Source organism: Flavobacterium aerium (genome assembly GCF_030766725.1).
Lineage (GTDB): Bacteria > Bacteroidota > Bacteroidia > Flavobacteriales > Flavobacteriaceae > Flavobacterium > Flavobacterium aerium.
The window spans coordinates 106,634-118,817 of record NZ_JARQWR010000003.1 but is presented as its reverse complement, the minus strand read 5'-3'; the positions used below and the strand labels follow the sequence as shown (position 1 = coordinate 118,817).

Annotated in this window: 9 protein-coding genes; 5 read left to right on the top strand and 4 right to left on the bottom strand. The window is 33.3% G+C overall.

Translation table 11 applies throughout. The annotated features are described in order from the left end of the window. Positions 1-74 precede the first annotated feature (74 nt). Both P6733_RS05000 and P6733_RS04995 read right to left on the bottom strand, forming a co-directional pair. Positions 75-2,249: a S9 family peptidase gene (locus P6733_RS05000; protein ID WP_306350573.1), complete on the bottom strand. Its 2,175-nt coding sequence runs from the start codon at positions 2,247-2,249 to the stop codon at positions 75-77. A 149-nt stretch (positions 2,250-2,398) separates the two neighbouring features. Beyond that, a complete protein-coding gene (locus P6733_RS04995; protein WP_306350571.1) occupies positions 2,399-3,601 on the bottom strand; it encodes an aminotransferase class I/II-fold pyridoxal phosphate-dependent enzyme in 1,203 nt (400 codons plus the stop codon). Between the two features lie 162 nt (positions 3,602-3,763). On the opposite strand from P6733_RS04995, the gene P6733_RS04990 reads away from it, so the two are divergent. From P6733_RS04990 to P6733_RS04980, 3 genes are all read left to right on the top strand, one after another. Then, a complete protein-coding gene (locus P6733_RS04990; RefSeq protein ID WP_306350569.1) occupies positions 3,764-4,222 on the top strand; it encodes an Lrp/AsnC family transcriptional regulator in 459 nt (152 codons plus the stop codon). A gap of 174 nt (positions 4,223-4,396) precedes the next feature. Continuing rightward, positions 4,397-5,803, top strand: a complete 1,407-nt coding sequence (gene lpdA / locus P6733_RS04985) for a dihydrolipoyl dehydrogenase (RefSeq protein WP_306350568.1) — start codon at positions 4,397-4,399, stop codon at positions 5,801-5,803. 206 nt (positions 5,804-6,009) lie between these two features. After that, positions 6,010-7,299, top strand: coding sequence for an anthranilate synthase component I family protein (locus P6733_RS04980; protein ID WP_306350566.1), 1,290 nt, complete (start codon positions 6,010-6,012; stop codon positions 7,297-7,299). A gap of 44 nt (positions 7,300-7,343) precedes the next feature. On the opposite strand, the gene P6733_RS04975 is transcribed toward P6733_RS04980, so the two are convergent. Continuing rightward, positions 7,344-8,036 carry a hypothetical protein gene (locus P6733_RS04975; protein WP_306350564.1) on the bottom strand — a complete coding sequence of 231 codons (693 nt, stop codon included), beginning with the start codon at positions 8,034-8,036 and terminating at the stop codon, positions 7,344-7,346. 60 nt (positions 8,037-8,096) lie between these two features. Beyond that, entirely contained in the window at positions 8,097-8,585 is a 489-nt protein-coding gene (locus tag P6733_RS04970; protein WP_306350562.1) for an ankyrin repeat domain-containing protein, read from the bottom strand. Positions 8,586-8,727: 142 nt separating this feature from the next. Here P6733_RS04970 and tilS point away from each other — a divergent pair, with 142 nt between their 5' ends. Beyond that, positions 8,728-10,044, top strand: coding sequence for a tRNA lysidine(34) synthetase TilS (gene tilS / locus P6733_RS04965; protein ID WP_306350560.1), 1,317 nt, complete (start codon positions 8,728-8,730; stop codon positions 10,042-10,044). Then, the gene (locus P6733_RS04960) at positions 10,044-12,032 is read left to right on the top strand and encodes a protein-disulfide reductase DsbD family protein (protein WP_306350558.1); all 1,989 of its coding nucleotides are present in this window, start codon (positions 10,044-10,046) and stop codon (positions 12,030-12,032) included. Before tilS ends, P6733_RS04960 begins: the two co-directional genes overlap by 1 nt. The last annotated feature ends 152 nt before the right edge of the window (positions 12,033-12,184 follow it).

Here is a 12,184-nt window from a genome sequence, read left to right as displayed (position 1 = left end):
ACTCTATTATCAATAAAAAAACTCCGTTTAGAAATCGATCTAAACGGAGTTTTTTTATTGATAATAAAATTTTATTATTTCAAATGAAGATTGAAATAGTTGGCTATTTTTTGATTTAAATGAACTCTGTCTTTACCACTTACATTATGTTCGTGAGTAGGGTAAAGGAAGTAATCTACTTGTTTTCCGTTGGTAATACAAGCATTGATAAATTCCATACTATTTTGTTGTACTACAACAGGGTCTTGTGCTCCGTGAATTACTAATAAATCACCTTTCAATTGATTTGCCTTATTGATTACATTTGCCAATTCATATCCTTTAGGATTTTCCTCAGGTGTATCCATATAACGCTCACCATACATTACTTCGTAGTATTTCCAATCACAAACTGGACCGCCAGCAACCCCAACTTTGAAAGTATCGCTTTGATTTAACATTAATGAAATACTCATGAATCCACCAAAACTCCATCCATAAACACCAATTTTGTCGGCATTTACAAATGATTTAGATTTTAAGAATTCAACACCTTTCATTTGATCAGCCATTTCATTCTGACCTAATTGTCTATGGTTTACGTGTTCAAAATCACGACCGCGAGAATCACTTCCTCTATTGTCTAATGTAAATACAACATAACCTTCTTGTGCCATGTAATTATCAAATAAACGAGCACCACCTAACCAATCGTTTGTAACCAATTGAGCATGTGGACCTCCGTAAACATACACCATTACAGGGTATTTTTTTGATGGATCAAAGTTACTTGGATATAGTAAACGACCATTTAGTGGTGTTTTCCCATCGGCAGAAGTAATTGTAACAAATTCCATTTTAGGTAAATCTATTTTCCCAGCATATGGATTGTCAGCTTTTAAAATCGAATTTGATTTATTTGATTTAAGATTTACAATTGAAATCTCATTGGCAACAGTAGTACTACTGAATTGATCTAATAAAAGTGTTTTATCACTATTCAATTGAGCGTGATGTGTTCCTGAAGCAGGAGTAACGATAGTTGTTTTTCCAGATTTTAATTCTACTTTATAAACTAAACGATCTAAACCATTATTAGCAGTACCGATGTAAAATACATTTTTTGTATCAGTATCAAAATCTAATAATTCTTTAACCACAACATCATTGTAGCCTAATTTCTTCACCATTTTACCTTGTGTATTATAAAGGTATAATTGCTGATATCCATCTTTTTCAGTACGGTATAAGAATTCATCTGATTTAGTAGGTAAGAAAGTAAGATCGTTTTGTGGTTCTACGTATGTAGCTGCTTTTTCTTCAAATAATGTTTTTACTAGATTCCCTGATTTTGCATCATATTGATTCATTTTCAAATGATTTTGTTCACGGTTTAAAACACCAACATAGACATAGTTTCCACTAGGATCCCAAGTCACAGAAGTTAAGAACTGCTCTTTTGGTTCACCCGTTTTCAAGGTAACATATTGTTTTGATGCAACATCAAATACAACTAAAGTAACCTCTTCACTTTTCATACCCGCCATTGGATATTTAATATTGTTTACTTCGGCAATTCTAGTACCAAAGTCAATCAATGGGTAATCTTTAACCATTGTTTCATCCTTGCGATAGTATAATAATTTATCGCTTTTCGGGCTCCACCACATTCCTTTTTTAATACCAAATTCTTGACGGTGTGTATAATCACTACCATTTACAATTCCAATATTATCATCGTGTGTAACAGAAATCGTCTGTCCTTGACTTGTAGTAATATTGATGTTGTTTTTGTCTAGCCAAGAGATATAAGCATCGTTTGGAGCAATGGCTTGTTGTGCTGCACTTTGAGTCAGTTGAAAAGCATTGGTGATTTCCTTTTTTTCAACATCAAATTGAACGAAGTAATTCCCATTTTTCCCACCCACATTAAGGGCTAATGTATTTTTGTTTTTCCACTCATAAGTATAAGGGAACATTCTTAAATTGAAATCATCAGAAGGGAATTTACTTTTTAAAGCCTTTTGAAGTTCGTCTTTAGTAACTAGTGTATTTTCACTCCAGTTATTCTCTTGACTACGGCTTAGTAATTTGGAATAAGTATTATCCAGATAAGTAATTGTTTTAGTGTCTTTTCTCCATTGGTTCGCCACTAAATTTTGAGGTGCATAAGCTCTGTATTGACCTAGAGTAGCCTCTTCGATCGTTAATTTCTTCTGAGCAAATGCCATTACTCCTATGAATAGGAATAATATGGAAATTTTTTTCATACGGTATAGTTTTTTAAAAGGCTAATGTAATCAAAAGCAAGAACGTAATAAAGTTAAAATGTCTATAAAGTTTAGACAAAAGTAATTTAGAAATAAAAAAGCAGTGTCGGTTTTGACACTGCTTTACGGTATTAGTTTCCTTTTGTATTCTAAGTTAGAATTGATAATTCAACCATACATTCTCTCATCATTTGATAGGTACGTTCGATATCATTATCTAAACCAATTGAGAAACGGATTAAACCATCCGTTAACCCCATTTCTTTTTGCTCTTCCAATGGAATTTCACTTGAAGTAGAAGTACCCGGTGCACTGAATAGTGTTTTGTAAAACCCTAAACTTACTGCCAGATATCCTAGATTTCTATTCTGCATTAATTCCATTAATTCATTAGCTTTATCAAGAGTACCTACATCCAGTGTAAGCATTCCACCATAACCATACTCAGGATTAATCATGCTTTTATATAAGGTATGACTTGGATGGCTTTTTAAACCTGGATATACAGGTCTTAGTCCGTCTTTTTCAAAACGTTCTGCCAGGTAAAGGGCATTGTGACTGTGTTGTTTAATACGAATATGTAAAGTGCGTAAATTTTTCAATACACTAGCAGCACGTAAGCTATCCATAGTAGGGCCTAATAACATACTAGCTCCATCGTTTACATTGCGTAAATCATTAATAAAATCCTGTGTACCACACGTTACACCACCTACAGTATCACTACTACCATTGATGAATTTTGTTAAACTGTGGATTACTACATCAGCGCCCATTTTTGCAGGAGCAACAGATAGTGGAGAGAAAGTATTATCCACAACCAATTTCAGATTGTGTCTTTTAGCGATTTTTGCCAAGCCTTCAATGTCAGCAACCTCCAATAATGGATTACTCACAGTTTCACAGTACAATACTTTTGTGTGAGGCGTTATGGCAGCTTCAACAACATCCAATTTTGTAATGTCTACAAAAGTAGTTTTGATGGAAAGTCGAGGCATGAAATTTTTCATGAAAGCATATGTTCCACCGTATATCGTTCTACTCGAAACAATATGATCACCAGCACTGCACAATTGTAATAATACAGGTGTAATAGCTCCCATTCCAGAAGCAGCAACATTAGCCGTTTCAGTTCCTTCCATGGCAGCAAGTGCTTGTCCTAAATACAAATTACTAGGAGAAGAATGGCGAGAATATAAATAACAACCTTCAGCATTTCCTTCAAAAGTATCAAACATTGTTTTGGCCGATAGGAAAGTGTAGGTAGATGAGTCAGAAATAGATGGATTTACTCCACCAAATTCTCCAAAATATTGTAAATCCTGGATATTGTCTGCGGGATTGAATGACATAAAAAATTGAGTTTAGTTAATAGCCTTGTAAAAGAATATAATTTCCGTTAAATAGTCAATGGGGAGTAGTATATTTAGAAAATAAATCTATATAATGTATAAATTACTGTTATATTTGTTTGTAATGAAACAAAAACCTAATTAATTCAGAAAAATAATCCAATGACATTAGATGCGATAGATTATAAAATACTAACCCATTTACAATCAGATTGTAAAGTGACGACAAAAGAATTGTCGAACCAGATTAATTTATCGGTCACCGCAATTTACGAACGCATCAAACGATTAGAAAGAGAAGGCATAATTGAGCAATATGTTGCGTTACTAGATCGCACAAAAATTGATAAATCATTTGTTGTTTTTTGCCATATCAAATTAATACAACATGCAAAGGATTATTTAACGATGTTTGAATCGGAAGTAATTCAATTGGATGAAGTATTGGAATGTTTTCATGTGAGCGGAGATTATGATTACATTCTCAAAATATGTGTCAAAAACATGGAAGCCTATCGCGAGTTTATGGTTACAAAACTGACTACCTTACAACATATAGGTAGTACACATAGTACTTTTATGATTAGTGAGGTAAAAAATACTACTGCCTTTACGCTTTAATATAAAGTAGGGAAGGAACAAATAGAGAAGTAGGAGAAGCTAAAATTAAGATGCGCTTAAAATCCATTTGTTTTTGAAAAAACTTGAAACATTAAAGGTGAAAAGGATCCCTTAAAACAAAAAACATTCGTAATTTTGTGATTCAAAAATTGAAACACAATTAATACGATATTTATGAGTTCATTTGATGTAGCCATTATAGGTTCAGGTCCTGGAGGATACGTAGCAGCAATTCGTTGCGCACAACTAGGAATGAAAACAGCCCTTATTGAAAAATATTCAACTTTAGGAGGTACTTGCCTTAACGTAGGATGTATTCCGTCTAAAGCATTACTAGATTCATCACACCATTATTCTGAAGCTATTTCACATTTTGGAGATCATGGGATTGAAATCGCAGGTGATATTAAAGTTAATTTAGAGAAAATGATTGCCCGTAAACAAGCTGTTGTAGATCAGACTTGTGCCGGTGTAAACTTTTTAATGGATAAAAATAAAATCACTGTTTTTGAAGGAGTAGGATCATTCACAGATGCGACTCATATTGCAATCAAAAAAGCTGATGGATCAGAAGAAACGATTGAAGCAAAAAATACAATTATTGCTACAGGTTCAAAACCATCTTCTTTACCATTCATCTCTATTGATAAAGAACGTATCATTACTTCAACTGAAGCATTGAAATTAAAAGAAATTCCAAAACACCTTGTAGTTATTGGTGGTGGAGTTATCGGATTAGAACTTGGACAAGTATATTTACGTTTAGGTGCTCAGGTATCTATCGTAGAATTCATGGATAGAATTATTCCAGGAATGGATGCAGCTTTGTCAAAAGAATTGACTAAAGTGTTGAAAAAACAAGGAATGAAATTCTATACTTCACACAAAGTGAAATCTGTAGAAAGAAAAGGAGAACAAGTAGTTGTTCAAGCAGAAAATACAAAAGGAGAAATCATCACATTAGAAGGAGATTACAGCTTAGTTTCTGTAGGTCGTCGTCCTTATACAGATGGATTGAATGCAGATAAAGCAGGTGTAAAACTAACAGATAGAGGACAAATCGAAGTAAACGAACATTTACAAACGAATGTGGCGAATATCTATGCAATTGGTGATGTTGTTCGTGGAGCAATGTTAGCACACAAAGCATCTGAAGAAGGTGTATTTGTAGCAGAAGTTTTAGCAGGACAAAAACCACATATGGATTATAACCTAATCCCAGGTGTTGTATATACATGGCCAGAAGTATCTGCTGTTGGAAAAACAGAAGAGCAATTAAAAGAAGCAGGTGTTGCATACAAAGTAGGAAGTTTCCCTTTCAAAGCTTTAGGTAGAGCACGTGCAAGTATGGATACTGATGGATTTGTGAAAATCTTAGCCGATGCAAAAACAGATGAAGTTCTAGGAGTTCACATGATTGGAGCTCGTGTTGCCGATTTAATTGCAGAAGCAGTGGTAGCAATGGAGTTCAAAGCATCAGCAGAAGATTTAGCTATTATGTCACATGCACACCCTACGTTTGCAGAAGCCGTAAAAGAAGCAGCATTAGCAGCGACTGATAATAGAGCTTTACACATATAATTAGAATCAAATTCGTGTATTTATACACTTTATACTATACTTAAATTAACCTGTTCCATTGTGAGCAGGTTTTTTTATGGAGCTATTTCCCGCTATTGCTTTTATCTCTTCACTTCGTTACGAGGATATCAGCGCTATCGGGGCTAATAAATGCTTTTCACGATGGTATTTTTATTGTACTTTTGATTCATAATTAAATCAATCTTTTGAGAACCTCAGTTACCGTTACGATAGACAATCCGATGCAGTATAAAAAACAACTTTTATATTGGAGTCAGCAATTTAGAGAAGTCATTTTTTTAGACAGTAATCAATACCCGCAACAGTATTCAAGTTATGATGCTGTTCTGGCAGTAGATGCATTTACGGCTATTCAAACAGATTATCACAATGCTTTTGAGGATTTAAAAACCTATCAACAAACTACAAAAGATTGGATTTTTGGATATTTATCCTACGATTTGAAGAATGATGTAGAAGATCTCAAATCTGAAAATTTTGACGGATTAAATTTCCCAGACCTATATTTCTTTCAACCTAAGAAAATCTTTTTATTACAAGGAAATCAATTAGAGGTCGTTTATCTCAATATGTGCGATGACGAAGTAGAAGAAGATTTACTTGAAATTAAAAATATAAAAGAGAAAGGTGCTAAGGATAAAACAGAACTAACGATTCAACAACGAATCTCAAAAGAAGATTATTTGACGAAAGTTCAAAAGATGTTAGAACACATCCATCGGGGAGATATTTATGAAGCAAACTTTTGTATGGAGTTTTTTGTCGCACAGGCACAGATTGAACCTATGGCGGTTTACCAACATTTGAATGCAATTTCAGAACCTCCTTTTGCTGTTTTTTTTAAGAACCACAAGCAATTTATTGTTTCGGCCTCACCCGAACGTTATTTGAGAAAAGAAGGAGAAAAAATCATTTCTCAACCCATAAAAGGCACTGCGAAAAGAGCAGAAGATAAAAAAGAAGATGAAGCGATGAAAGCGGCTTTAGTGCTAAATGAAAAAGAAAGTTCAGAGAATATTATGATTACGGATTTAGTACGTAACGATCTATCTCGTACTGCGCAGAAAGGTTCCGTTCAAGTGGAAGAATTATGTGGCGCTTATACTTTTAAGCAAGTACACCATTTAATTTCTACAATAGTTTCAAAAGCAGAAGCAGAATTTTCACCAGTGGATATTATAAAAACCACATTCCCAATGGGAAGTATGACTGGTGCTCCAAAAATATCGGCCATGCAGATTATAGAAAATTTAGAAGAAACACAACGCGGTATTTATAGCGGAGCAGTAGGCTATTTTTCACCACAAGGGGACTTCGATTTCAATGTAATTATCCGAAGTATTCTCTACAGCCAAGAAGAACAATATATATCCTTCTCTGTAGGAAGTGCAATCACTGCTGCTTCTATTCCAGAAAAGGAATATGAAGAATGTTTATTGAAAGCCAAAGCAATGCATCAAGTGTTAACTCAATAAAGGATGTTATTGTCTTCGTCGAATACTGTTTGACAAGCTCAGGATTAAGTAAAGGCAAAGACCAACCACAATATAAGTCCAGAGACTAGAAGTGTGGCTAAAATCAGAATTAAAAATAGATATATTGAACTTTTTCGATTAATCTGCCACGTCTTTGGATCAATAAAATAAGTAAGGAAAACCCGTTCGTCAATTTTTAAATCCGGTCGAAAAAGTGTAATTCCTTTTAGAAAATGGGCATATAATGTATAACGATTTCCTACCACATAAAGCGGAAGATTCATCTCGATGCGAGAAGCTGCTATATCTCCTTTTTCAGATGCAGTAAAAATTTCAAGTAACGACATGATACCACTCGTTCGAGTATTCACAGCTGTAACATCAAAATCTTTGCCCGAAGAAACAAGATCGGTATACAATATCTTATTTACAATTTCACATTTCTGGTTATAATACAATAGCCCAGTTTTATTTATAATAATTTTACTAGACAACCTGTTTCTATTAATGATATAGTGTTTTATTGATGGAATCAAAATTAACAAGGCAAAGAATATACAGAAAGAAGCAGGATAAAACATAACCCCAATACCTCTTTTGTATACACCATAAATAGGCAATAGAAATAATATTACAAAACAAAAAAGCAACATACCATAAAGTAGAGCTTGAAGCAGGAATGTTGGGAATTTGCTGATTTTGGATTCAATACTAGGGAAAGTTTTTTCAATGCTCATGTTTGTTTTGGAAAACGAAAAATAAGTAGTTTTTAATAAGGTTATTTTTAGTGTCTAGTACTAACTCAATAAAGTTACAATTGCTTTATTTTCCTGTAAATGGGCATAGTCTAATGCCGTTTGACCTTTACCATCTTTATGGGAAGCATTTGCTTTGTGATTTAGTAGATATTGCACTATTTCAAGGTGTCCGTAAGTAGCAGCAAAAATTAGGGCAGACGATTGTGTATAATTGGTTAGATTCGGATTAGAACCATTCTCGATCAATAACTTGATAATATCAATATATCCTTTAAAACAAGCCCCAATTAAAGCCGTATTACCACTATGATCCTGTGCATCAGTATTAGCACCAAGACGGATGAGTAATGCAACAACATCAACCTGATTATTATAAGCAGCAATGATTAAAGGTGTAAAACCATTAGGTGTCATGGTTTCTACTAATTTAGGATCTTCTTTAGCACTTTTTTCAAGTTGAACTAGATTACCAGAACGAATGGCGTTGAAAAATTCTTCTTGTGCATGAGGGTTTGGTTCAGATATCATATTTAATTTTCAGTTTAAGATGAATGTAGTTCTGCTAATTTATTAAATCATCGGGATAAATTTTATCTTTGTGTACATTAAATTTAGTCCAAACGATAAAAATGTAAGCTGTAAATTTTTAAACAGTCTACCTAATTCAATTATGAAGCAACGATTCAAGAAGCATTTAGAAGAACAATTTCCTTTTTTAAAAGGAGAACAACTCCTTCTTGCTACCAGTGGAGGATTGGATAGTGTGGTTTTAGCTCATTTAATGCATGATTTGGAATATAACATTACATTGGCGCATTGTAACTTTAAGTTGCGCAATGAGGAAAGTGATGGAGATGAAAAGTTTGTACGCGATTTAGCAGAAGCTTTAAATATACCCCTGGAAGTTGTTTCTTTTGATACCAATGCTTATGCACTGGATCACAAGTTAAATACCCAACTAGCAGCAAGACAATTACGCTATAAATGGTTTGAAGAAATTTTACACCATAAAGCACTTACTAGAATTATAACAGCACATCATGCCGATGATAATTTAGAAACTTTCTTAATCAATTTAACCAGAGGAACAGGATTAGAAGGGTTAATGGGGATTCCAGTTCAGAATGGGAATGTATTACGACCTTTTTTACGATTTAGTCGAGAAGAAATTAAGGAATACGCGATTCAAAATGGAATAGGATGGAGGGAGGACAGTAGTAATGCTACTGATAAATATGTGCGTAATGCATTACGTCATCATGTAGTTCCAGAACTTAAAAAATTAAACTCCAATCTACTGTATTCTTTTCAGGAAACATTAGTACACCTTCAACAAGCCAATTCGATGGTGGAAGATGCTTTAGTACTGACTTCAAAACAATTGTTGAAACAAGATGGAAATAACTTGCAAATTGACCTTGAGCAATTAAAGCGATTACCCAATTATAAAGCCTATTTATATCAATTATTAAAGCCCTACCAGTTTACAGCTTGGAGTGATATTTATGAATTAGTTTTCAATCAATCGGGAAAACAAATCTTTTCTGAAAACTATCGATTGCTAAAAGATAGACAGTATTTAATTCTAGAAGAAATAATAGAATCTGATGCAGTGCAATCCTATGAAATTCATATTCCAAGTGAAATAAATATTCCCATAAAATTAACTATATCTGAAGTTTCGAGAGCATTTTTTCAACGGGAAAATGGGGGTAATCAGATTTTTGTAGATAAAGAAAAGTTAAAGTTACCTTTAGAGATTAGAAAATGGAAAGAAGGTGATTATTTTTACCCTTTTGGAATGAAAGGCCAAAAGAAAAAAGTCAGTAAATTCTTTAAAGACGAAAAAATGTCTTTGATTGAAAAAGAAAATACTTGGCTTTTATGTTCGACAGATCAAATTGTCTGGATTATTGGAAAAAGAGCTGACGAACGTTTTAAAATTGAATCAATAACGGAACACATTGTTCAAATTAAACCACTATAATGAAGAAAATTATTTATCTATTACTTTTTGTCTTGGCTTTTGCCAAAGGACAAGCACAGATTTTAGATCCGGTAAAATGGGAATCTAAAATCGAAAAAAAATCTGATTCAGAATATTTATTGTCTTTTAAAGGCGCAATTGATATGGACTGGCACGTCTATTCACAATTCACTCCTGAAGGTGGGCCATTAGCAACTGAATTTATTTTTGAAGATAGTAAAGGTAATTTCGAATTAGTAGGAAAAGCGACAGAAAGTGAGTCCAAAAAAGCATTCAATGAAGTATTTGGTGTAGATGAAATTTTCTTTGCTGATAAAGTAACATTCACCCAAACCATAAAAATTACAAACCCTGCAGTTGAAACTGTAAAATTAGAATTGTTCTACCAAGTATGTAAAGATGTATGCATCAGCCAATCAAAATATTTTGTGTTCAATGTAAAGACATTGGAAGCAAAAGAAGTAAAAAGTTTGGAAGAAGCTGATACAAAAGCAGTAGCTGATGCCTCAAAAGACACTACTGTTACTGTAGATAAAAAAGCAGAAAATGCTGATAAATCAGGCGATAATAGCTTGTTTTCAATTTTTATTATTGCATTCTTTTCTGGATTTGCAGCATTATTGACACCATGTGTATTCCCAATGATTCCAATGACAGTGAGTTTCTTTACTAAACAAAGTAAAAACAGAGCAAAAGGAATTAAAAATGCTATTATTTATGGTATCTCTATCATCTTAATCTATGTATTTTTAGGAACAGTAATCACTCTGATTTTTGGAGCAGATGCATTAAATGCCTTATCGACAAACGTATGGTTTAATGTAATTTTCTTCCTATTATTAGTTGTATTTGCTTTCTCATTCTTGGGTGCATTTGAAATTATGTTGCCAAATTCTTGGGCGAATAAAGTAGACAGCCAAGCGGATAGAGGTGGAATCATTGGAATCTTATTTATGGCTTTAGCCTTAGCGATAGTTTCATTCTCATGTACAGGACCAATTGTAGGAACATTATTAGTACAAGCCGCTTCAAAAGGAGGATTAGCACCAATTATTGGAATGTTAGGTTTCTCTATGGCATTAGCTTTACCATTTATGCTTTTTGCAATGTTCCCAGGATGGTTAAATTCATTACCTAAATCTGGTGGATGGTTAAACACTGTAAAAGTATTTTTAGGATTCCTAGAATTAGCTTTAGCATTCAAATTCTTATCAAATGCCGATTTAGTATTACAATTACATTGGTTAGAAAGAGAAGTATTTTTAGCCATTTGGATTGCAATTTTTGGAACCCTTGCATTATATATGTTTGGTAAAATTACATTACCACATGACTCACCATTACCATTTATCTCTGTAGGTAGATTATCAATTGGATTAGTGGTATTATCATTTACAATTTATTTGATTCCAGGTTTATGGGGTGCACCATTAAAATTAATTAGCGGTTTCCCACCACCAATGACTTATAGTGAATCACCCTATGGTGTAGGTAGTACCAAAGGTGGAGGAGCAACTTCTACAACAGCCTTACCAGATGGAGCACACAAAGGACCACATGATATTATTGCATTTACAGATTATGAAGAAGGATTAGCTTATGCTAAATCAGTAAACAAACCAATCTTATTAGATTTTACAGGATTTGCTTGTGTAAACTGTAGAAAAATGGAAGATTATGTTTGGTCAGATGAACGCATTTTATCCATATTAAATAATGATGTAGTATTGATTTCATTGTACGTGGACGATAAAAGAGAATTGCCAGAAAGTGAACAATATGTTTCTAAAGAAACAGGTAAAAAAATAAAAACGACTGGAAATAAATGGAGTGATTTCCAAATCACACGTTACAAAGCCAATGCTCAACCATATTATATTATTTTAGATAAAGACGAAAAAAGTTTAAATGAAGCAATAGGGTATACACCCGATATTGCAGCCTATGAACAATGGTTGAAATCTGGAATTGAAAAATTCAAAAAATAATTAAAGTCCCTCAGATGAGGGACTTTTTTGTTTTAAATACCACTGCAAATCAAATTGAACAATTTTTTGCTATTTTTAGTGTTTTATGTATGAGGAACATATTTTATTTTTTACGATTTAGTAAAACGATAAACAACTCTATTATTAACATA

Coding starts and splice junctions, on each gene's coding strand:
- P6733_RS04975 (WP_306350564.1), bottom strand. CDS start 8,036: ATGAGCATTGAAAAAACTTTCCCTAGTATTGAATCCAAAATCAGCAAA.
- tilS (WP_306350560.1), top strand. CDS start 8,728: ATGAAGCAACGATTCAAGAAGCATTTAGAAGAACAATTTCCTTTTTTA.
- P6733_RS04995 (WP_306350571.1), bottom strand. CDS start 3,601: ATGTCATTCAATCCCGCAGACAATATCCAGGATTTACAATATTTTGGA.
- P6733_RS05000 (WP_306350573.1), bottom strand. CDS start 2,249: ATGAAAAAAATTTCCATATTATTCCTATTCATAGGAGTAATGGCATTT.
- P6733_RS04960 (WP_306350558.1), top strand. CDS start 10,044: ATGAAGAAAATTATTTATCTATTACTTTTTGTCTTGGCTTTTGCCAAA.
- P6733_RS04970 (WP_306350562.1), bottom strand. CDS start 8,585: ATGATATCTGAACCAAACCCTCATGCACAAGAAGAATTTTTCAACGCC.
- lpdA (WP_306350568.1), top strand. CDS start 4,397: ATGAGTTCATTTGATGTAGCCATTATAGGTTCAGGTCCTGGAGGATAC.
- P6733_RS04990 (WP_306350569.1), top strand. CDS start 3,764: ATGACATTAGATGCGATAGATTATAAAATACTAACCCATTTACAATCA.